This window comes from Pseudolysinimonas kribbensis (assembly GCF_030161895.1).
Lineage (GTDB): Bacteria > Actinomycetota > Actinomycetes > Actinomycetales > Microbacteriaceae > Pseudolysinimonas > Pseudolysinimonas kribbensis.
The window spans coordinates 1,218,999-1,238,824 of sequence record NZ_BSVB01000001.1 but is presented as its reverse complement, the minus strand read 5'-3'; the positions used below and the strand labels follow the sequence as shown (position 1 = coordinate 1,238,824).

Genomic DNA, 19,826 nt, shown 5'->3' with positions numbered 1-19,826 from the left:
AGGGCACGACCATGCCGCACCTCGACCTCGACGACGGCGTCGCCATCATCACCCTCGACCGCCCCGAGAAGCTCAACGCCCTCGACGAGGGCGCGATCGCCGATCTCGACGACGCATACCGGGGGCCGAGGCGGCGGGCGTGCGTGCGCTCGTGCTGCGCGGGGAGGGGCGCGCGTTCTGCGCCGGCCGCGACATCCAGGGCGTCGATCCGGCCGACGACGACGTGCTCGGGTACCTCGGCGGGCTCGTGCAGCCGCTGCTGCAGCGGATGAGCGCGTTCCCCGCGCCGACGTTCGCCGCGGCGCAGGGCGCGGCGCTCGGCGTCGGGCTCGGGCTGCTCATCGCGACCGACGTGGTCTACGTCGCCGAGTCGGCCCGGATCGGCTCGCCGTTCGCGAACCTCGGCGCGACCCTCGACTCGGGCGGGCATGCGCTGTTCGTCGAGCGGCTCGGCGCGCACAAGACGCTCGACCTGGTCTACAGCGGGCGGCTCATGACGGGCGACGAGGCGGTGCGGGCGGGCCTGTTCAGCCAGGTCGTGCCGGATGCCGACCTCGAGCAGGCGACGTTCGCGGCGGCCCGGCGCGCGGCATCCGGGGCCACCCGCGCGTTCCTGGCCAGCAAGCGGCTCGTCGCCCGGCTGCGCGACGAGCGGCTCGGGCTCTGGGCGAGCATGACCGAGGAGAACGCGGCGCAGGCCGAGCTGTGCGCGACCGCCGATTACCGCGAGGGGTTCGCGGCGTTCCAGCAGAAGCGGACGCCGGACTTCACCGGGCGCTGACCGCCGCCTCGTCGAGCGGCTCGAGGTCTTCGAAGATGAGCGAGGTGCGGGTCGTGCGCACCTCGGGGATGGCCTGCAGCTCCTCGAGCACGACCCGGCGCAGCTCGCGGTTGTCGCGCGCCCGCACGAGCAGGATCACGTCGAACTCGCCGCCGATGAGCGCGATGTGGGCGACGGCGTCGATCCGCAGCAGCTGCTCGCGCACCTGCTGCCACGACTCCTGCCGGATCGACAGCTCGACGTAGGCCGAGGAGTGCTGCCCGGCGCGCACGGGGTCGATGCGCACGCCGAAGCCGGTGATGACCCCCGCCTCGATCATCCGGTTGACGCGCGCGTAGGCGTTCGCGCGCGAGATGTGCACGGCCTGGGCGACGACGCTCATCGCCGCGCGGCCGTCGCGGCGCAGCTCGGCCATGATCTGCCGGTCGGTCTCGTCGAGCTGCATCGCACGTCCCGTCTTGCGCCGCTGGACAGATCGTACCCAACGGGGCGCCGACGTGGACGGAAATCCACGATCCATCGGAATCCCTGGCACACGGCGTCACCTCGGCCGAGGATTTGTATACAGACCGTCCAGGCGAAGATGCCGGAAGGGGGCACCGTGGCCCACGAGGACTCCGAGCTGCTGCCGGGCGAGACGCCCGTGCGCTTCCTCGACCAGGACGGCCGCGCGCTGGACGAGACGCGGTACCCGATGCCGCCGCTGAGCGAGCTGCAGGCCGCCTACCGGGCGCTCGTGGTCGCGCGGCGGATCAACGAGCAGTGCTCCGCGCTCGTGCGGCAGGGCCGGCTCGCCGTGTACCCCTCCTCGCACGGCCAGGAGGCGTGCGAGGTCGCCGCGGCCCTCCCGCTGGCGGAGCGGGATTGGCTGTTCCCCACCTACCGCGACGCGGTCGCCGTGATCGGGCGCGGCGTTCCGCCCGCCGAGGCGATGGTGCTGCTGCAGGGCGACTGGCACAGCGGGTACGACCCGCGGGAGCACGGCGTCGCCCCGCAGGCGACCCCGCTCGCCACCCAGCTGCTGCACGCGGCGGGTTTCGCGCACGCGGCGAAGCTGCGCGGCGAGGACACCGTGGTCGTCGCCATGTGCGGCGACGGCGCGACCAGCGAGGGCGACTTCCACGAGGCGCTGAACCTCGCCGCGGTGTTCGGGCTCGCGGTGGTCTTCCTCGTGCAGAACAACGGCTTCGCGATCTCGGTGCCGCTGTCGCGGCAGACGGCGGCGGCATCCCTCGCGCACAAGGCCATCGGCTACGGGATGCCGGGCGTGCGCGTCGACGGCAACGACGCCGCGGCGCTCCTGGCCGTCATGCACGCCGCCGTCGACCGGGCGCGCGCGGGAGGCGGCCCGACCCTCGTCGAGGCCCACACCTACCGCATCCAGGCGCACACCAACGCGGACGACGACACCCGCTACCGCGATCGCGCCGAGGTGCAGGAGTGGGTGGCCCGCGATCCGCTCATCCGGCTGCGGTCCTACCTGCGCGTCTGCGACGCCCTGAGCGCGGCGGCGGAGGACGAGATCACGGCGGAGGCCGAGGCGGTCGCGGCCGAGCTGCGCGACGCGTTGCAGGCCGAGCACGTGCCCGACCCGGAGGACCTGTTCCGGCACGTGTACGCCGAACGCACGCCGCGGCTCGAGGAGCAGTGGGCGATGCTCGCGGACGAGCTCGCCCGCGACGCCGAGTCCGAGCATGCCGAGTCCGAGCACGCCGAGCACGAGGAGGCCCGATGACGCTCACCCACGAGGCGCCCGCGACGACCGCGGCGACGGTCGAGTCCCTCACCCTGGCCGGCGCCGTCAACCACGCCCTCGCCGACGCCCTCGCGGCCGACCCCTCGGTCGTCGTCTTCGGCGAGGACGTCGGCGTGCTGGGCGGCGTGTTCCGCGTGACCGACGGGCTGGCGGCCCGGTTCGGCGAGGCGCGGGTGTTCGACACGCCACTGGCCGAGTCGGGCATCGTCGGCGCCGCGGTCGGCATGGCGATGAACGGGATGCGGCCGGTCGTCGAGCTGCAGTTCGACGCCTTCGCCTACCCCGCCTTCGAGCAGGTCGTGAGCCACGTCGCCAAGATGGGCAACCGCACGCGCGGCGCCCTGCGCATGTCGATGGTGATCCGCATCCCGTACGGCGGCGGGATCGGCGGGGTCGAGCACCACTGCGACTCGTCCGAGGCGTACTACGCGCACACCCCCGGCCTGACGGTGATCGCGCCCTCGACCCCGCAGGACGCGTACTCGATGCTGCGCGCCGCGATCGAGTCGCCCGATCCGGTCGTGTTCCTCGAGCACAAGAAGCTGTACTGGGCGAAGGGCCCCGTCGACTCCGTGCGGCGCGTCGGGCTCGGGCGGGCCGTGGTCGCCCGGGAGGGGACCGACGCGACGCTCGTGGCCTACGGCGCGTCGGTGCTGACCGCGTTGGAGGCCGCGGAGGTCGCCGCCGCGGAGGGACGCAGCCTGCAGGTGGTCGACATCCGGTCGCTCGCGCCGCTCGACGACGCGACGATCGAGGCCGCGGTCCGCTCGACCGGGCGCGCGGTCGTGATCGCCGAGGCGCCCGGCTCGGTGAGCGTCGCGGCGGAGCTCGCGGCGCGGATCGGCGAGCGCTGCTTCGAGTACCTCGAGGCGCCGGTGCGGCGGGTGACCGGATTCGACGTGCCGTTCGCGCCGCCGAAGCTCGAGCGCTACTACCTGCCCGACGTCGACCGGATCCTCGACGCCGTCGACTCGCTCAACTGGGACGACCGGTGAGCCGCGCGTTCACGCTGCCCGACCTCGGCGAGGGCCTCACCGAGGCGGCGATCGTGCGCTGGCTCGTCGCGCCGGGCGACGAGATCCGGATCGATCAGCCGGTCGTCGAGGTGGAGACCGCGAAGAGCGTGGTCGAGGTGCCCTCGCCGTTCGCGGGCACGGTGGCGGAGATCCGGGGCGCGGAGGGCGACGTTCTCCCGGTCGGGGCGCCGCTGCTGATCGTGGAGACTGCCGCGGTCGACCCCGAGCCGGTGCGGTCCGAGCCGGTGGCGCGCGAGCCGGTCGCGTCTGAGCCGGCCGAGGCGCGGTCCGCCGAGGCGCCGGATGCCCACGCCGCCTATCGCGCCGAGGAGCACGCGGGCGGGGCCTCCGGCAACGTTCTCGTCGGCTACGGAACGAGCGGGCACCGGTCCGCCGGTCGCCGGCGCCGGCCGCGTGCCGCCGCCACGACGTCCGCCCCCGCCGACACGGTCGTCGCGCCCGGTCCGGTCGCCGTGCGCTCCCCGATCGTGCGCCGGATCGCACGCGAGAGCGGTGTCGATCTGCGCAGCATCCCGGCCAGCGGCGTCGACGGAGCGGTCACCCGCGGCGACGTGCTGCGCGCCGCCTCCGTCCTGCCGCCGACGGGCGAGGTCGACGCGGCATCCGGCCTCCGCGTGCGCCGCCGCGAGCCGCTGGGGATGCTGCGCCGCACGGTCGCCGCCCGGATGACGCGCAGCCGCGCCGAGATCCCCGAGGCCACGGTGTGGGTCGATGCCGATGCGACCGAGCTGTGGGACGTCCGCCGCGCGATGTCCACCCCCGCGGTCCCGGCGCCGTCGCTCACCGCCTTCCTCGCCCGCTTCGCGATCCTGGCGCTCGACGAGCGGCCGGCACTCGCCGGCCGGCTGAGCGACGACGGCACCGAGCTGATCGAGTTCGACGGCGTCCACCTCGGGGTCGCCGTGAACACGCCGCGCGGGCTGCTGGTGCCGGTCGTGCGCGACGCCCACCGGCTCGACGTCGCGGGGCTGGATGCCGAGGTGCGCCGCGTGAGCGCGACCGCCCGCGAGGGCACGGCCTCCCCGCACGAGCTGACCGGGTCGACGTTCACCCTGAACAACTACGGCTCGCTCGGCGTCGACGGCTCTGCCGCGATCATCAACCACCCGGAGGTCGCGCTGCTCGGCGTCGGACGCGCGCTCGAGCGCCCGTGGGTGGTCGACGGCGCGATCGTGCCGCGCCGCATCCTGCAGCTCTCCTCGTCTTCGACCACCGCGTGTGCGACGGCGGGTACGCCGCGGGATTCCTCCGGGCGGTCGTCGACGCGATCGAGAAGCCGGTGGCGCTGCTGGCGCGGCTCTAGGCGAGTCGCAGTTTGCCGCGTTCGGGCCGGACGTTCAGCGCACCGACCGGATGAGGACCACCGGCACGACCGCCGCCGTCGCGAACACGAGGCTCGTGACCAGCAGCGCCGGATACCCGCCCCAGCCGATCGCGAGCGCCCCGACGGCCGGCGCCACGGCCTGCCCGATGCTCGTCGCGACGGTGATGACGCCGAGCCCGGTGGCGGCACCCTCGACCTGGTTCGGCAGCACCTGCGAGCCGAGGGCCCGGCCGCAGGAGATCGAGAGGCCCAGCCCGACGCCGAAGACGGCCGCCGTGGCGAGAACCGACGGCACGGAGGGGAGGCGAGCAGGAGCAGATCGCCGAGCAGCAGCGCCGCGCTGCCGATCAGCAGGAAGAGCCGTCGCCGGCGCAGCCGGTCGCTCAGCCAGCCGCCGAGCAGCACGCCGACCAGGGCGGCGGCGCCGCCGAGCACCGTCGCCAGCCCGATCAGCCGGCCCGCGTCGCCCGTCGGCACCCCGACGAGGTCGGTGATGAGGTACAGCAGGTAGCCGAAGACCGCGCCGTAGGCGATCGAGAACGCGACCCGCCACAGCAGGAGTTTCACGAAGTCCGGGTGGGCCGAGACGGCGGCGACGACCGCGCGCGCTCGCGCACCCGGAGGCCGGCGGGGTCGTCGCAGGACCGGGGTCGCCCGGTCGTGGACGAGCGATGCGAACGCGATGACGGAGACCGCCACCAGCGCCGCGAGCGTCCACGACACGACCGAGGGGAGCCGGCCAGCGACCCCGAGAAGACGGCGCCGACGCCCGCGCCCACGACGACCGCGATGCCCGCGATCCCCGCCGCGCGTCCGCGGCGGTCCTCCGGGAACACATCGACCAGATAGGCGTCGACGGCCACCTGAACCCCGTGCAGAGCCGACTGCGCGATCACCCACAGGATCCCGATCAGGATCACCGACGGCGCCCCGCCGACCAGCCCGATCGCGAGACCCCCGACCAGCGCGCCCGCAGCCGCCCACGGCAGCCGGCGTCCGAACCGGGTGCGCGTGCGGTCGCTCAACGCCCCCACGATCGGCAGAGCGACCGCGGAGACCACGAACGAGATCGAGAGGATCGCCGCGAGATACCCGACCTTGCCGTGCGGGTCGAGCTCCGCGATCCGCGCCGGCAGGAGCACCGAGACCGCGGCGGCGAACGTCGCGAACAGCGCGACGTCGACCGCGATCTGGCCGCCGAGCACCCGGACCCGGCGCGAGCGGTCCGGGAAGGTCTCGGCGCTCACCGGTCGAGCCTGCCAGGTGCGCTCGGCGCGCCGAGGTGCGGCACGCCCGTTCCTGGACGCCAGCTATAAAGTCGGTGGGGAGTCGTCGTGCTGGGGAGAAAGGCGACCCGTCCGTCCCTGTGACCACCGCGAGGTGGAGATGAGCGAGCGAGCCCTGTTCGGTGTGCCGCGAATCCCCGACGGCATGCTGACGCGTCCGGCGCTGCGCGATGGGGTCGGCCGCACGCCGCTGACGGTGGTCCGCGGCCCCGGCGGCAGCGGCAAGACGGTGCTTCTCTCCCAGTGGGCGGCCGGCACCGCGCCCGGAGTCTGGGTCACGGTGGAGCCCGACCGAAGCGACCGGCTCGCGTTCTGGAGTGCGGTCGCCGAGGCCGGCGCGCACGCGGGACTGGAGCTCCGGATGCCGCCACCGCCCGCCGCGCGAGCCGACCCCGGGGCGATCCGGTCGGCCCTCGTACGGGCCTTCCGCGACCATGCGGGTCGGTTCGCCCTCGTCGTCGACGACGCCCACGAGCTGCGCGGCCCGCTCGTGCTCGAAGACCTCCTCGAGATCCTGCACGCGTGCCCGGAGGTCGTGGTGGCCGTCGGCACCCGGACGCAGAGCGCGCTCGAAGCACCGAGCCGGGCCCTCACCCTCGATATCGCGGTGATCGCGCCCGACGACCTGACCTTCTCGGCGGGGGACATCGAGCAGCTGGCCGGTGGCGGTGCCGAACGGGCGACCGAGCTTCTGGAGGCATCCGGCGGCAACGCCCTGCTCCTGCGCGCGATCCTGGCGTCGGGCGCGCAGAGGTCGGCGAGCGCCGTCGTCCGTGACCTGCTCACCGCGACGCTGGATCGGCAGGCGCCGGAACTCGCGGCGTTCGCCTCGTCGGTGGCGATCCCCGACGACGTCGACGCGGCCCTCGCCGAGCAGCTCAGCGGCGCCGATGCGCAGGAGGCGTCGGCGATGCTCGCCGCCCTCGAATCGGGCGGCCTGCTCGTGGGCCGCCAGGACCCGGAGGGTCCGAGGTACCGGCTGCACCCTCTCGTGCGCGACGAGCTGCGCGACGACCTGCGTCGCCGGTATCCGGAGCGGTATCGACGCCTGAGCCTCGTGGCGAGTGCGGCCGCGGAGGCACAGGGGCGGTATCTTCCGGCGCTGCGGCACGCCGTCGACGCCGAGGACTACGCCCGTGCCTCCGACATCTGCCTGCACGGGGGCTCACCCTGCTGCGTGCGACGGGAGCCGGCGCGATCCTGCAGCGGGTTCCGCTGCGCTACGTCGCCCGGCTGCCGTTCATCGCCATCGTGCTCGCGCTCACCGCGAACGCGCGAGGCGAGCGATGGAAGGCGCTCGAGCTCATGACGCTCGCTCTCGGAGCGAGCCGGGCGTCGCGCGGCCGTCAGCGGGTCGCCGAGCGGGCCGGGCTCGCCCTCATCGAGAGCGTGGTGCTGCGCATCACCGGGCGCGCTGCGGACTCCGTCGTGGCCGCGCGACGGATGAGCACGCTGCTCGATGAGGCGCCGCCCGCCGACCTCGAGGAGATCGCCGACCAGATCGACGGCTACCGGCTGCAGGGCGCGCTCAGCCTCTTCCGCGGTGGGGCGCTCTCCGCGGCCCGCGTCGCGGCCGAGCGTGCCGGGTCCTCCGCCTTCGCGTTGAGTTCGGGCCGGCCCGAGGCGCTGGGGGCCGCGTCGGTGGTCGGGGCCGTTCAGGCGATCCTCGGCGAATGCCGCGATGCCGACAAGACGCTCGCCCGGATCGATGCGAGCGACTACCCGGACACGCTGCGCGACGGCTACGTGGGATCGCTCAGCCACCTCGCGCGCGGAATCCTGGCGCTGGAGCGCAACGACCCCGACGCCGCCGAGCGCGCCGTCGGGCTGCTGCGCGATCACGACAACATCGAGCACGGCATGCTCTTCACCGTGCTCGGCGCGCTCGCGTGGCTGTGGCGCGGGCGGCCCCAGATCGGTCTGCAGCTGCTGGACGAGCGGGAGGCGGTCGACCGCCCTCGGGACCGGACGTCGCAGGAGGATCGCCGGGCGCTGGCCGCCGGTCGCATGCTGCTGCACTCGGCGCTCGGCGAGTACGGCGCGGCGCGCGGCGCCCTGCGCGCGTTCGAGCGCAACGATCCGGTCGCCGGTGTGCTGGAGGCGAGCGTGCTGCTGCTCGAGCAGCGCCCGGACCTCGTGGTCGAGCGCCTGGGCCGCATCCGCGACCTGCCCGGTTCCCGGCTGCAGGCGGCCGCCGACCTGCTCGTGGCGTGCGCCGCGCAGGTCGCCGGCGATGACGGCGTGACGGAGACGGCGATGCGCCGGTTCGTCGCGCTGGTCGCGGTGCACGACGTCGTGAGCCCGTTCGTGCTGATCCCCGAGGAGCACCGCGCGGCGCTCCTCGTGATCGCCGAGCGGGTCGGTGCGGACGCCGCGACGCTCGCCCGGCTCCGTGACCTGCCGGCGCCGTTCCGGGCGACGGGCACGCGCGTGGCCCTGACCAGGCGCGAGACGGAGGTGCTGGAGAAGTTGAGCACGAACGCGAGCCAGGCCGACATCGCGCGGGCGCTGAGCGTGTCGACCAACACCGTGAAGTCGCAGGTGCGCAGCCTCTATCGCAAGCTCGGGGCATCGCAGCGTGACGAGGCGCTCCGGGCGGCGTATCTGCAGGGGCTGCTCGAGGGCCCCGCGCCGCGGCACGACGACCCGGGCCGACGCCCCCGAACGAGGGGTGATGAAACCGGGGTGAAATCCGGATGCCGCCCCCGGCTCGCATCCGGCCCCTGAAAGCCTGACTCCGGCACGTGCGTCCAGGGGGCGTCGTCGCCAGGGGGACTCGCCATGAACCTGCGCTTGCGCATCGCCCGGATCGTGGTCGCCACCGCGGCCGTACTGGGACTCGCCGTGTCGGGCGTCGTCCTGTCGGGGCCCGCGTACGCCGCGGGCGACTCGGTGACGATCACCCCGACGTCGAAGACCACGCCGAGCAACACGCTCGTGACCTACACGCTCGCGGCCACCTGCAGCACGACGTGCGACGCCGCCACGACGGTCACGATCCCGACCGGCACCGTCACGAACGACGGGACGACCACCGACTTCGGCACCTGGCTCACGACGCCGCGCACGTGCTCGCTCGCGAGCAACACCGGCGGGCTCATGACGTTCGCCTTCCCGACCCTGGGCAACGGCAGCGCCAGCTGCACCTTCAGCCTGCGCGCCCCGAACAAGACGACACGCAACGGCGCGGTGGCGACGATCACGCCGACGATCAACACCGCCGGCGGGTCGACGCCCGCCGCGACGCCGGCGGTCCTCACGCTGGCGAGCGCGAGCTCGGGCCACAACGACTCGCTGGGGGCGAGCGTGAACGGCAACCCTGTCGCCAACGTCTTCTCCGGCGCCCCGATGACATTCGCGTTCGTCTTCAACTGCGGCACCGGCAGCGGCGACCTCGGCCTGTCGCCGAACCTGAACATCTCCGATCACCTGCCCGCCAACTTCACCTTCAGCGGCCTGACCACCTCGCCGCTCGCCACGAACCTCCAGGGCACGATCACGACGCCCGCCGTGGGGTCCTCCGGCGGCACCATCACCTACACCGGCGACGGATCGGACTGCGACAACCCCGCCAACAACCGCATCATGTTCACCGTCAGCGGCACCGCGTCGACCAACGGGACACCGGATGCCGTCGGCGGCCCGCAGATCTGCAACAGCGGCATCACCGCCGACTTCACCTACGTCGACGGCTTCGCGGTCAGCGGGGCGGTGCCGTCGGTCACTCCGTGCGCCACCGTGGTCGACATCGACTTCACCGGCAACAAGGGCACAGCAGCCGGCACCTATTTCAACGGCGGCCCGCAGTATCTCGCGCTCGACGGCTCCGCCCAGTCGCGGTACACGTTCCCGGGCGACTGGGACGCCACGGGCGGTGACACGACGTTCACCATCGCATTCTCGTCCAGGCCGGCCGTCAGCAACGCAGGTCTCAGCTACGCGATCCAGGACCCGCTGCCGTGCGCCGACACGGCCAGCGGCGCCTCGAACGCCTATTACGTGAGCAAGGCCCCCGGAGCGACCTGCGCCACACCGGCCTTCGCCCCGAAGGTGATCACGGCGAGCGGGTTCACGCCGGCCGCCGGGGCGACGATCACCCTGCGCTACTCGAACGGCACGACCACCACGGTCGGCTACGTGGCGGGGACGGGCTGGACGATGCCGGCATCGCCCCTGGCGGTCTCGGAGGTCGACTTCCCGGCCTTCCCGCAGGAGGGCACGAACTCCGCGGCGACCATGAGCTTCACGATGGCGGGCTTCGTGCCGGCATCGATCACCCCGGTCACGTCCTGACCAACACCGCCACGACGTCCGCCTACTTCTCCGGCACCACGAATCAGGTGAAGACGGCGCAGATTCACAGCGCCAACATCCTCGTGGCGGACCCGGCGCAGACCGTCGGCGGGGTGCCCACGAGCGGCACGGTCGCCTACCCCAGCCTCACCGCGCAGCAGGCCGGCACGACCTGCAGCGAGAACGTCTCGTTCAACAGCACCACGAACGGCACCCTGTCCAATCAGATGGAGTTCGCCCAGGCGCAGTCTGCACCGGTGTACTTCGACTACCTGGCGCCCTCGGGCGTCACCGCGGCCGACATCACCGGGACGACGACGACCTTCACATTCAACGGTCCCGGTGGGCATTCGTTCACGTCGCCGAGCATCGTGCCGGCGGCCACGGCCGACTACAACGGCAGCGGTCGCACCCTGCTGGAGTGGACGATCCCGGCCGGTGTCGTCACGACCCCGGGGAAGTACTCGATCCGGCCGTCCGCCAACACGTTCAGCGTGGCCCTCCCGCTCGGTTGCGCCGGCGCGTACCAGAACAACCTGTCGATCGGCTACGGGGCGCCCCTCACGGAATGCCTCTGGGACAACTACGTGAGCGCGCTGTACCAGCGGGCGCCCATGCAGCCGCCGACCGGCGACACGACGCTGGGCAACCTCAGTGCGCCCGCCAACTACTGCGCGTACAACGCGCCTCTCTCGATCGCCCCGATCCTCCCGGGCTATACCGTCAACAAGACGGTGCAGGGCGACCTGGACGCCGCACCGGTCGGTGGCATCGGGAAAGTGAGCCCCAGCAACGGCAGCGCGACCTATACGGTCACCTTCCGCAACAACGGCCAGGCCAACCTGCACGATCCGGTGATGTACGACATCCTGCCGACCGCGAGCGATGACACCGAGGCGACGACGACCACGACCCGCGGTTCGCAGTTCCCGGTAGTGTTCGCGGGCGTGATCACCACGGGACCGCTCGCCATCCCCGCCGGCATGACGGTGCAGTACTCGACCTCGTCCAACCCGTGCCGCCCCGAGGTGCTCCCCGACGCGTCGAACCCCGGTTGCACGGACACCTGGTCGGCGACACCCCGGCCCAGCTGTCGGACGTCACCGCCCTCCGGTTCTTCTACGACGGCACCGTCGGAGTCCCCGGATCCACCGTGTACCCGACGAGCTTCTCGGTGTCGTACTCGGTCACCACGACCGCCGCGACCAACGGGGCCATCGCCTGGAACTCCGTCGGAACCAGCGTGCACAAGGGCGACACCGGTCCCGCGACCGCCACGGACGACCTGATGGCCGCGGCCGAATCGCCGCGCACCGGCCTGACGGTGTCGAACGACGTTCCGCAGATCGTCAAGGCGACCTCGACGCCGACGTTCACCCAGGTGGGCGATCAGGTGCAATACACCTTCGACGTGACCAACAACGCCGGAGCGGACCTGCCGAGCGTGACGGTCGCCGACGCGTTCACCGACGCGCCCGCTGGTGCCACACCCCCGACCGTCACGTGCGACTCGGTCTCGGGTGAGGGGTCGTGCACCGGCGCGACGACCGCCGCGATCCCCTCGGGCGAGACCGCGCACTTCGTCGCGACCTACGTCGTGACCCAGGCCGACCTCGACCACGGATCCCTCATCGATGTCGCCACGGCCACGGGTACCACGGCGGGCGGCGGCACCATCAGCAACACCTCGAACGCGGTCACGGTGAGCGCCGCGGCCGTGCACGACTTCACGCTGCAGAAGATCGCGACACCCACGGTCGTCAGCGACACGTCGACGCCGATCACCTACTCGTTCCTGCTCGAGAACAACGGCAATCAGGCCCTGCACGGGGTGACGGTCACCGACCCGATGCTGGGTGCGGCGGTGACCTGCCCGAGCGCCACCATCGCGGCGGGTGCCTCCGAGACCTGTACGGGCACCTACACGCCGACGCAGGCGGACCTCGATGCGGGCTCGATCGACAACTCCGCGACCGCCGGTGCCCTCGACCCCGCCAACGGGGCGGTGGGCGACACGTCGAGCTTCACGGTGGCCGTGACGCAGAATCCCAGCCTGACGCTCACCAAGACCGCCACGCCCATCTCGGTCGGAGCCGTGGGCGACTCCGTGGGCTACGCCTTCCACGTGGTGAACGACGGCAACGTGACGATGAGCGCCGTCACGGTCACGGAGTCCGCCTTCAGCGGCAGCGGCACGGCTCCCACGGTGGACTGCCCGGCGGGCCCGATCACGCTCGCGCCCGGTGACGCCGAGGACTGCACCGCGAGCTACCTCGTGACCCAGGCGGATCTCGACGCCGGCTCGATCACCAACACCGCGACCGTGGATGGCACCGACCCGAGCGGCGCGACGCTGACCGCCCCGCCGACGTCGAGCGCAGCGGTCAGCGTCGTGCAGACCGCGGCGCTGACGCTCACGGAGACCGTCGATGCGCCGAAGGCGACCGCCGCGGGACAGGTGCTGCACTACACGTTCCATGTGGAGAACACCGGCAACGTGTCGATCACCGGGCTGACCGTGCAGGAGACCGGCTTCACCGGCACGGGCGGTGCACCGACCGTGACCTGCCCGACGACCGCGCTCGCACCGGGTGACTCGACGGACTGCACCGCGAGCTACACGGTCCAGACCGCCGACCTGAAGCTGGCGCGGATCGACAACCCGGCCTCGGCGACCGGTGTGACGGCGGGCGGATCGGTGGCCCCGGCGACCTCGACCACCCAGGTGATCGTCGACCCGCCGGTCATCCCGCCGGTCGCGTCGGCCCTCGCCGCCACCGGCCTGGTCGCCGACGCGGCGTACGGGATCGCGTCGGGGCTCGGTCTGCTGGGTCTCGGCCTGGTGCTGCTGATCCTCCGTCGACGGCGGAGTGCCTGACGGCGTGCGCCGCATGAGGCTGCTCGGCAGCGGGCTGGTCGCGATCGCCCTGGCGGTCGCGCTGGTCGGCTGCACGGGCGGCCCCGCGGCCACCCGCTCGCCATCCCCCACGCCGACATCCGCGGCGGTGCCGAGCTCGATCCCGAACGACCCGGCACTGCGCGCGGATGTCCGGATGCGGTCGTGCGCGGCCGTCGAGGGCGGGTGGGCCGCGGCCGGACGGATCGCCAACACCTCCGGTGAGCGCCACGACTACCGGATCACGGTTCTGTTCACGTCGAAGAACGCCACGGTGATCGGCGTCGGGGCCACCACCGTCCCGGTGAAGGCGGGAGCGCAGCGGAACTGGCGCATCCGGTCGTCCTTCGTGGCGGCGTCGCCGACGCTCTGCGTGCTCTCCGGCGTCGCCGACCACTGAGACAATGTGGACAGCGTCCACATCGTGTGCGACGCTCGGGACATGACGATGGCAGACGACCTTCGGCTCTTTGCGGTCCTCATCTACGCCCATGACTCGGCTCACGCGCTGGATGCCACCCCCGCCGAGCTCGCCGAGCCGAACGGCCACGCCGACGAGCTCAAAGCCGCCGGCGCCATGACCGCGGCGTACGCGTTCACGCCCCGCGAACTCGCGGTCTCCATCCGCGAGGGCGGCGTCACCCCGGGTCCCTTCATCGATGCGCCGGCGATCGTCGTCGGCGTGTACGTGATCGAGGCGCCGGACCTCGATGCGGCGCTGGAGATCGCCGCGACCAATCCCGCGATCCGCGGCGTCGGCGGGGTCGAGGTGCGCCCCATCCACAGCGGCGGCGTCGTCGAGCGCTGACGGGGAGGGGCGGGTCCCGTCAGCATTCGAGCCGGGCACGAGAGCGCATTCGCGGCGTGCTCTTGATGCGCGCCGCTCGGCAGGGCACGCTCAGTGCCATGGGACGTCTTATCTACGGGGCACGCGGGATGCACATCGAGATCGAGGATCGGCTCCTCGCCCACGTGCAGGCGGTGGTGTTCGCCAAGCTGCGCCGCCGGGAGCCGTTCCCGATCACCTGGCTGGAGCCGGTGCGCGAGGGGAGCGGGCGTCGCTCGATCTGGATCAACGAGTCGCTCGAGCTGGCGTTCGAGTTCAACGGGTCGCGGCAGGTCGAACTCGACCGCGAGCTGCTCGAGCAGATGACCCAGCGCGCCAACTCGACCGCGGGGATGAACCTCGCCGACCATGCCCACAATCCGAAGCCGGCCGCCAAGGTGACCCCGGTCAGCTGATCCGGCGTCGGCCGACCTCGCGCCGTCCGACCCGATATCAGAGGTCGAGGTCGAGGTCGAGCAGGTCGCTCTCGGCCGGCGGTCGCCACTGCAGTCCGTCGATGCGCCGCTCGATCTCGGCGAGCAGCTCGGTCGGGTCGGGAAGCTCGCCGAGGTGGTCCGCCGGCTCGACGAGGAGCTGGCTGGCCGGTCCCACCAGCAGTTCGTAGTCGTCGACGCGGCCCTCGTCGTCGAGCCCCGGAACCCGCAGGCCCGCCGCGCGGTCGACGTTGGCCAGTGCGGCCGCGTAGCGCATCAGCGCCCCGGCCTCGCGATCTCCCGTCACGAACGTCCCACCCGCGTATCGCACTCGCCGCATCGCTCCACGATGGGGGATTCTGCGCCCGAGGCCGTGCTCTCCCAGGAGGAATGAGGGTTCGGGCAGCGCCGCGCCGCGGACCCTCTTGCGGGCGCGCTATTCAGCGCTACTATGTACTGGTACTCAGCGTCGCTGAATACCAGCGCTGCTGAGTAGCAGCGAGGTTCCGCAGTGGAGAGAGAGGGTCCATGGGCAAGCAGGAGACCGAGATGCTCAAGGGCACGCTCGAGGGGATCGTGCTCGCCATCCTCGCCAGTCGTGCCGCCTACGGGTACGAGATCACGGCGTGGCTGCGCGAGCAGGGGTTCGCCGACATCGCGGAGGGCACGATCTACGCGCTCCTCGTGCGGCTCGAGCAGCGCGACCTCGTCGACGTGCAGAAGGTGCCGTCCGAGAAGGGCCCGCCGCGCAAGGTGTACTCACTCAACGCCGCCGGTCGCGCGTACCTCGGCGACTTCTGGAGGACCTGGAGCTTCCTCGCCGAGCGGCTCGAACAGCTCCGCACGACCACCATCACCGAAGGGGAATGACCATGACCAGGAACATCATCGAGCTCGTCGTCGGCGATTTGTCCGACAAGAAGAAGTGGCGCGAGTACAAGGCGCGCGTCAAGGCCCTGCCCGGCGGCTACCGCACCGCGGTCGAGGGCATCGAGAAGTACCTCATGTACTCGGGCGGCATCACGAGCGGACCGCAGATCGTCGCGATGGTGAACGACCTCGCCGACCTGTTCGAGCGGGCGGCGGCGGACGGCACGCCCATCCGGAGCATCGTCGGGAGCGATCCCGTCGAGTTCGTCGACGCATTCGTCGCGAACTACTCCGACGGCGGCTGGCTGGCCAAGCACCAGCAGAAGCTGAACGAGGCGATCGACAAGGCCGCGGGGGAGCAGGACGGATGAGCGCCGCCATCCAGGTGCGCGGGCTCGAGAAGTCGTTCAAGGACCTGCACGTTCTGCGCGGCGTCGACTTCGAGGTCGAACGGGGCAGCATCTTCGCTCTGCTCGGCTCGAACGGCGCGGGCAAGACGACGGCGATCCGGATCCTCTCCACCCTGCTGCGCGCCGACGCGGGCTCCGCCGTCGTCGACGGTCACGATGTCGCGATCCACCCCGACCAGGTGCGGGCCGCGATCAGCCTCACCGGGCAGTTCGCGGCCGTCGACGACAAGCTGACGGGGCGCGAGAACCTCGTGCTGGTGGCGCGCCTGCGGCATCAGCCGGAAGCCGGCCGCATCGCCGACGAGCTGCTCGAGCGCTTCGCGCTCACCGAGGCGGCCTCGCGCAGGGTGGTGACCTACTCGGGTGGCATGCGCCGCCGGCTCGACATCGCGATGAGCCTCATCGGCGCCCCGTCGGTGATCTTCCTCGACGAGCCGACCACGGGCCTCGACCCCGAGGCGCGCAACGAGGTCTGGGCCACGATCGAGAAGCTCGCCGAGCACGGCACGACCGTGCTGCTCACCACCCAGTACCTCGACGAGGCCGAGCAGCTCGCCGACCGGGTCGCGATCCTGCACCACGGCCGGACCATCGTGAACGGCACCCTCGCCGAGCTGCGCGCCCTGCTGCCCGCGGCGACGAAGGAGTACGTCGAGAAGCAGCCCACCCTCGAGGAGGTCTTCTTCGCCCTCACGGGGGAGAAGCACGAGAAGGAAGGACAGGAGACATGACCACGCGCTTCCTGCGGGACACCGCGACGCTCACCGGCCGGTCGCTCACGCACATCCTGCGCAGCCCGGACACCATCATCACGACGGCGATCATGCCGATCGCGTTCCTGCTGCTGTTCGTCTACGTGTTCGGCGGGGCGATCGACACCGGGTCCGGCGTCGGGCAGGGCAGCTACGTCACCTACCTGCTGCCGGGCATCCTGCTCATCACGATCGCATCGGGGATCTCGTACACGGCCTACCGGCTGTTCCTCGACCTGCAGGGCGGCATCTTCGAACGGTTCCAGTCGATGCCGATCGCGCGGTCCTCGGTGCTCTGGGCGCACGTCGTCACCTCGGTCGTGTCGATCCTGGTCTCGCTCGTCCTGGTGGTCGGGGTTGCGCTCCTGATGGGGTTCCGCTCGGGCGCCGGCGTGCTCGAGTGGCTCGCCGTGCTGGGCATCGTCGTGCTGTTCACGCTCGCGCTGACCTGGCTCGCCGTCATCCCGGGTCTCACGGCGAAGTCGGTCGACGGCGCGAGCGCGTTCTCCTACCCGCTGATCTTCCTGCCGTTCATCAGCTCGGCGTTCGTGCCGACGTCGTCGATGCCGGGGCCGGTGCGGGTGTTCGCCGAGTACCAGCCAGTCACCTCGATCGTGAACACCATCCGGGCCCTGTTCGCCGGCGCGCCGGTGGGTCCGGACATCGGGGTCGCCATGGCGTGGACGGTCGGCGTGCTGGTGGCGGCCTACGCGATCGCGATGGTGGTCTACCGCCGCAGGATCTCCTGAGCCCGGGACTCTCCAACCCGCAGGCGACGTCCAGCTTGCCGGGATCACGGGGCGGGGAGGGCCGGTACCGGCCCCCTGCCGCACCCGAAGCGGCCCTCATCCCCGGTGGATGAGGGCCGCCTCATCGTGCCGACATAACGTCGACGTGACGGGGGACAGCCAAGGAGGATCCGTCATGAACAAGGGGCGACAGAGGTGAGCACCGACCCGCAACGCACCCGGCGCGACGTACCGCTGAGCCGGCGCCGCGAGGTCGCGATCATCACCATCGGGTACCTGGCGGCGGCCGCAGCGGTCGCGAGCACGGTGCTGGCGAGATGAGGAGGACCACGCGCGGTGCGGGTGGCGACGTGATCCTGATCGTCGTGACCTCGGTCTTCGCGCTCCTCGCGATCGGCGTCGCCCTGCTCGGGCTCCGCTTCCTGCTGGGCTCCTAGGGCACCTCGGCCACCGGCGCCGCCGTCTGCGTGACGTGCGCCTCGCTGCCGAGCACCTCGAACCCGTACTGGGTGACGAGCGCCGGCAGCTCGGCGAGGCCCGCCGCGACGGCGCCCTCCAACTCCGCCCGCTCGTCGCCCTCGCGCACACCCGCGGCGGCGGCGAGGTCGTGCACGGCCTGGGCGTCGCCGACCCGGACGGTGATCGTCGCCGTCACGGTGAAGATCTCATCGCTCATGGGCGAACGTTAGGGCCTGCCGGGGCCCGCGCCCATGGGTCACGGCGGATCAGCAGGTGCCGGATGTCACATTCCGCCGGGCTGCGTCGTCTTCCTTGGTGTGAGAGGGATTTCGATCACCGGGCGGCTCGAGACCGCGATCGGCCGCACCCGGGCGGGACGCCGCGCCGCGGACGTCGTGAGCGAACTGAAGGAACGGGTCGTGCCGACGCACTGGTCCAGCCTGTTCGGCGTGGTCACCGGGGCGAGTCTCGCGACCGTGTTCATCAGCGGCATCGTGCTCATGTTCTTCTACGTGCCGAGTTCGCAGCTCGTGACGTATCACGGGGCATACGCCCCGCTCGACGGCGCCACGATGTCCACCGCGTACCGCTCGGTGCTCGACCTGTCGCTCGGCACGCCGGGCGGGCTGCTGCTGCGGCAAGTGCATCACTGGTCGGCCCTGCTGCTGCCCGTCGCCGTCACCGCCCAGCTGCTCGCGACGTTCTTCACGGGCGGGTTCCGCCGTCCGCGGCAGTGGGCATGGCTGGTGCTCGTCCTGGTCTTCGTCGTGACGCTTGCGGCCGGATGGTCGGGGTACGGGCTGCCCGACGACCTGCTGGCCGGCACCGGCCTGCGCATCGTGCAGGGGATCGTCGTCGCGATCCCGGTGCTCGGCGCCTGGGCCTCGTCGGTGCTGTTCGGCGGCGGATTCCCGGGCACGATCATCGAGCACCTCTACCCGATCCACCTCGTCGCCTCGGCGGCGCTGCTCGCGCTGGTCGTCGTGCGGGCCCGGATGGCGTGGCGGCACGGTCCGACGCAGTTCGCCGGCCCGGGCCGCAGCGACGACGTCGTGGTGGGCGTGCCGATCCTGCCGACGGGGGCGGCTCGCGCGGCGGCTCTCGGCGCGGCGGTCGCGGCCGTGCTCGTGCTGGTCGGCGCCACGTTCACGATCGCGCCGATCTGGGTCTACGGCCCGTCGTCGCCGAGCGACGCCTCGGCCGGCAGCCAGCCGGACTGGTACACCGGCTTCCTCGACGGTGCCCTGCGGCTGGTGCCGCCCGGGTGGGAGTTCGAGGTCGGCGGCTACACCGTCAGTCTCGCCGTGCTCGTGCCGCTCGCGGTGGTCGGGCTGTTCCTGCTGCTGCTCGCCGTGTACCCGTTCCTCGAGCTGTGGGCGGTGGGCGATCGCCGCGAGCACCGCCTGCTGGAGCGGCCGCGCAGCACGCCCGTCCGCACCGGGATCGGCGTCGCCGGCATGGCCTTCTACGGCGCCCTGTGGGGCGCGGCGAGCGCCGACATCGTCGCCGTGCGGTTCGGCATGAGTCTCGAGACCGTGGTGCATCTCTTCCAGGTGCTTCTCCTGGCGGGACCGGTGGTCGGCTTCGTGCTGGCGGAGCGGATCTGCATCGCCCTGCAGAAGCGCGACCGCGAGGTCGCGCTGCACGGCTTCGAGACGGGACGGATCGTGCGGATGCCGGGCGGCCGCTACGTCGAGCTGCACCGCAGCGTCGATCGCTACGAGCGCTTCCGGCTCCTCGCGGTCGAGCCGGCGCCCGACGTGCCGGTGCGTCCGGATCGGCGCGGCCGGCTGCATCCGTCGCTCCGGCTGCGCGCGGCGCTCGTGCACGTGCTCTTCCAGGACCGCCTCGCGCCGCCGACCCGCGACGAGCTCGCAGCGATCGAGCAGGACGAACGCGTGGAGGAGCTCTCGGCCGCCTGACCGGGCGCGAAACCGCGCGCCGCCGACCCCT

At 72.2% G+C, this 19,826-nt stretch carries 20 protein-coding genes and 3 pseudogenes; 18 read left to right on the top strand and 5 right to left on the bottom strand.

Translation table 11 applies throughout. From position 1 onward, the window contains the following. The first annotated feature begins 11 nt into the window (after positions 1 to 11). Positions 12 to 781: pseudogene (locus tag QQK35_RS06855) on the top strand (enoyl-CoA hydratase/isomerase family protein). Here QQK35_RS06855 and QQK35_RS06850 read toward each other — a convergent pair. Continuing rightward, positions 768 to 1,226 carry an Lrp/AsnC family transcriptional regulator gene (locus tag QQK35_RS06850; protein ID WP_284253498.1) on the bottom strand — a complete coding sequence of 153 codons (459 nt, stop codon included), beginning with the start codon at positions 1,224 to 1,226 and terminating at the stop codon, positions 768 to 770. The pseudogene QQK35_RS06855 and the gene QQK35_RS06850 overlap by 14 nt on opposite strands. 138 nt (positions 1,227 to 1,364) lie before the next feature. Here QQK35_RS06850 and pdhA point away from each other — a divergent pair, with 138 nt between their 5' ends. From pdhA to QQK35_RS20320, 3 genes and pseudogenes are all read left to right on the top strand, one after another. Continuing rightward, on the top strand, positions 1,365 to 2,516 hold the full coding sequence (gene pdhA, locus QQK35_RS06845; protein WP_284253496.1) for a pyruvate dehydrogenase (acetyl-transferring) E1 component subunit alpha: 1,152 nt from the start codon (positions 1,365 to 1,367) through the stop codon (positions 2,514 to 2,516). Continuing rightward, positions 2,513 to 3,532, top strand: coding sequence for an alpha-ketoacid dehydrogenase subunit beta (locus QQK35_RS06840; protein WP_284253495.1), 1,020 nt, complete (start codon positions 2,513 to 2,515; stop codon positions 3,530 to 3,532). The genes pdhA and QQK35_RS06840 overlap by 4 nt, the downstream gene beginning before the upstream one ends. Beyond that, positions 3,529 to 4,719 (top strand): annotated as a pseudogene (locus QQK35_RS20320) (dihydrolipoamide acetyltransferase family protein); the annotation flags it as partial. The gene QQK35_RS06840 and the pseudogene QQK35_RS20320, both read left to right, overlap by 4 nt. On the opposite strand, the gene QQK35_RS20315 reads toward QQK35_RS20320, so the two are convergent. Together QQK35_RS20315 and QQK35_RS06825 are read right to left on the bottom strand one after the other, a co-directional pair. Beyond that, entirely contained in the window at positions 4,635 to 5,597 is a 963-nt protein-coding gene (locus tag QQK35_RS20315) for an MFS transporter (RefSeq protein ID WP_431311837.1), read from the bottom strand. The pseudogene QQK35_RS20320 and the gene QQK35_RS20315 overlap by 85 nt on opposite strands. A 41-nt stretch (positions 5,598 to 5,638) precedes the next feature. Continuing rightward, positions 5,639 to 6,103, bottom strand: a pseudogene (locus QQK35_RS06825) (MFS transporter); the annotation flags it as partial. A gap of 181 nt (positions 6,104 to 6,284) precedes the next feature. On the opposite strand from QQK35_RS06825, the gene QQK35_RS06820 reads away from it, so the two are divergent. From QQK35_RS06820 to QQK35_RS06785, 8 genes are all read left to right on the top strand, one after another. Further along, a complete protein-coding gene (locus QQK35_RS06820; protein ID WP_284253492.1) occupies positions 6,285 to 7,493 on the top strand; it encodes a winged helix-turn-helix domain-containing protein in 1,209 nt (402 codons plus the stop codon). After that, positions 7,436 to 8,911, top strand: coding sequence for a LuxR family transcriptional regulator (locus tag QQK35_RS06815; protein ID WP_284253491.1), 1,476 nt, complete (start codon positions 7,436 to 7,438; stop codon positions 8,909 to 8,911). The genes QQK35_RS06820 and QQK35_RS06815 overlap by 58 nt, the downstream gene beginning before the upstream one ends. A 54-nt stretch (positions 8,912 to 8,965) precedes the next feature. Further along, positions 8,966 to 10,477, top strand: coding sequence for a hypothetical protein (locus QQK35_RS06810; protein ID WP_284253490.1), 1,512 nt, complete (start codon positions 8,966 to 8,968; stop codon positions 10,475 to 10,477). Positions 10,478 to 10,524: 47 nt separating this feature from the next. Then, positions 10,525 to 11,766, top strand: a complete 1,242-nt coding sequence (locus QQK35_RS06805; protein ID WP_284253489.1) for a hypothetical protein — start codon at positions 10,525 to 10,527, stop codon at positions 11,764 to 11,766. Continuing rightward, positions 11,766 to 13,355 (top strand): DUF7507 domain-containing protein, encoded by a 1,590-nt coding sequence (locus QQK35_RS19690; RefSeq protein WP_348534999.1) that lies wholly within the window; start codon positions 11,766 to 11,768, stop codon positions 13,353 to 13,355. The genes QQK35_RS06805 and QQK35_RS19690 overlap by 1 nt, the downstream gene beginning before the upstream one ends. Positions 13,356 to 13,368: 13 nt before the next feature. Beyond that, positions 13,369 to 13,773 carry a hypothetical protein gene (locus QQK35_RS06795; RefSeq protein ID WP_284253488.1) on the top strand — a complete coding sequence of 135 codons (405 nt, stop codon included), beginning with the start codon at positions 13,369 to 13,371 and terminating at the stop codon, positions 13,771 to 13,773. 42 nt (positions 13,774 to 13,815) lie between these two features. Further along, a complete protein-coding gene (locus tag QQK35_RS06790; RefSeq protein ID WP_284253487.1) occupies positions 13,816 to 14,181 on the top strand; it encodes a YciI family protein in 366 nt (121 codons plus the stop codon). 98 nt (positions 14,182 to 14,279) lie between these two features. Continuing rightward, positions 14,280 to 14,615: a DUF7882 family protein gene (locus QQK35_RS06785; protein WP_284253486.1), complete on the top strand. Its 336-nt coding sequence runs from the start codon at positions 14,280 to 14,282 to the stop codon at positions 14,613 to 14,615. A 37-nt stretch (positions 14,616 to 14,652) separates the two neighbouring features. Here QQK35_RS06785 and QQK35_RS06780 read toward each other — a convergent pair whose 3' ends face one another. Further along, the gene (locus QQK35_RS06780; protein ID WP_284253484.1) at positions 14,653 to 14,973 is read right to left on the bottom strand and encodes a hypothetical protein; all 321 of its coding nucleotides are present in this window, start codon (positions 14,971 to 14,973) and stop codon (positions 14,653 to 14,655) included. Positions 14,974 to 15,161: 188 nt separating this feature from the next. Between QQK35_RS06780 and QQK35_RS06775 the strand changes: the two genes are divergently transcribed. The 5 genes from QQK35_RS06775 (at position 15,162) to QQK35_RS06755 (ending at position 17,735) form a co-directional block, all read left to right on the top strand. Continuing rightward, positions 15,162 to 15,503 (top strand): PadR family transcriptional regulator, encoded by a 342-nt coding sequence (locus QQK35_RS06775; protein ID WP_284253483.1) that lies wholly within the window; start codon positions 15,162 to 15,164, stop codon positions 15,501 to 15,503. A 2-nt stretch (positions 15,504 to 15,505) separates the two neighbouring features. Then, positions 15,506 to 15,874, top strand: a complete 369-nt coding sequence (locus QQK35_RS06770) for a DUF1048 domain-containing protein (RefSeq protein WP_284253482.1) — start codon at positions 15,506 to 15,508, stop codon at positions 15,872 to 15,874. Beyond that, positions 15,871 to 16,644, top strand: coding sequence for an ABC transporter ATP-binding protein (locus QQK35_RS06765; protein WP_284253481.1), 774 nt, complete (start codon positions 15,871 to 15,873; stop codon positions 16,642 to 16,644). The genes QQK35_RS06770 and QQK35_RS06765 overlap by 4 nt, the downstream gene beginning before the upstream one ends. Continuing rightward, positions 16,641 to 17,414, top strand: coding sequence for an ABC transporter permease (locus tag QQK35_RS06760; protein WP_284253480.1), 774 nt, complete (start codon positions 16,641 to 16,643; stop codon positions 17,412 to 17,414). The genes QQK35_RS06765 and QQK35_RS06760 overlap by 4 nt, the downstream gene beginning before the upstream one ends. A gap of 195 nt (positions 17,415 to 17,609) precedes the next feature. After that, the gene (locus tag QQK35_RS06755; protein ID WP_284253479.1) at positions 17,610 to 17,735 is read left to right on the top strand and encodes a hypothetical protein; all 126 of its coding nucleotides are present in this window, start codon (positions 17,610 to 17,612) and stop codon (positions 17,733 to 17,735) included. Positions 17,736 to 17,847: 112 nt separating this feature from the next. On the opposite strand, the gene QQK35_RS06750 is transcribed toward QQK35_RS06755, so the two are convergent. After that, complete coding sequence (locus QQK35_RS06750; protein WP_284253478.1) at positions 17,848 to 18,090, bottom strand: hypothetical protein; 243 nt, start codon at positions 18,088 to 18,090, stop codon at positions 17,848 to 17,850. A gap of 100 nt (positions 18,091 to 18,190) precedes the next feature. Between QQK35_RS06750 and qcrB the strand changes: the two genes are divergently transcribed. Continuing rightward, on the top strand, positions 18,191 to 19,795 hold the full coding sequence (gene qcrB, locus QQK35_RS06745; RefSeq protein WP_284253477.1) for a cytochrome bc1 complex cytochrome b subunit: 1,605 nt from the start codon (positions 18,191 to 18,193) through the stop codon (positions 19,793 to 19,795). Positions 19,796 to 19,826: the final 31 nt, after the last annotated feature.

Coding starts and splice junctions, on each gene's coding strand:
- pdhA (WP_284253496.1), top strand. CDS start 1,365: ATGCCGGAAGGGGGCACCGTGGCCCACGAGGACTCCGAGCTGCTGCCG.
- QQK35_RS06775 (WP_284253483.1), top strand. CDS start 15,162: ATGGGCAAGCAGGAGACCGAGATGCTCAAGGGCACGCTCGAGGGGATC.
- QQK35_RS06795 (WP_284253488.1), top strand. CDS start 13,369: ATGAGGCTGCTCGGCAGCGGGCTGGTCGCGATCGCCCTGGCGGTCGCG.
- QQK35_RS06850 (WP_284253498.1), bottom strand. CDS start 1,226: ATGCAGCTCGACGAGACCGACCGGCAGATCATGGCCGAGCTGCGCCGC.
- QQK35_RS06760 (WP_284253480.1), top strand. CDS start 16,641: ATGACCACGCGCTTCCTGCGGGACACCGCGACGCTCACCGGCCGGTCG.
- QQK35_RS06765 (WP_284253481.1), top strand. CDS start 15,871: ATGAGCGCCGCCATCCAGGTGCGCGGGCTCGAGAAGTCGTTCAAGGAC.
- QQK35_RS06780 (WP_284253484.1), bottom strand. CDS start 14,973: ATGCGGCGAGTGCGATACGCGGGTGGGACGTTCGTGACGGGAGATCGC.
- QQK35_RS19690 (WP_348534999.1), top strand. CDS start 11,766: ATGGCCGCGGCCGAATCGCCGCGCACCGGCCTGACGGTGTCGAACGAC.
- QQK35_RS06770 (WP_284253482.1), top strand. CDS start 15,506: ATGACCAGGAACATCATCGAGCTCGTCGTCGGCGATTTGTCCGACAAG.
- QQK35_RS06785 (WP_284253486.1), top strand. CDS start 14,280: ATGGGACGTCTTATCTACGGGGCACGCGGGATGCACATCGAGATCGAG.
- QQK35_RS06810 (WP_284253490.1), top strand. CDS start 8,966: ATGAACCTGCGCTTGCGCATCGCCCGGATCGTGGTCGCCACCGCGGCC.
- QQK35_RS06790 (WP_284253487.1), top strand. CDS start 13,816: ATGACGATGGCAGACGACCTTCGGCTCTTTGCGGTCCTCATCTACGCC.
- QQK35_RS06820 (WP_284253492.1), top strand. CDS start 6,285: ATGAGCGAGCGAGCCCTGTTCGGTGTGCCGCGAATCCCCGACGGCATG.
- QQK35_RS06840 (WP_284253495.1), top strand. CDS start 2,513: ATGACGCTCACCCACGAGGCGCCCGCGACGACCGCGGCGACGGTCGAG.
- QQK35_RS06750 (WP_284253478.1), bottom strand. CDS start 18,090: ATGAGCGATGAGATCTTCACCGTGACGGCGACGATCACCGTCCGGGTC.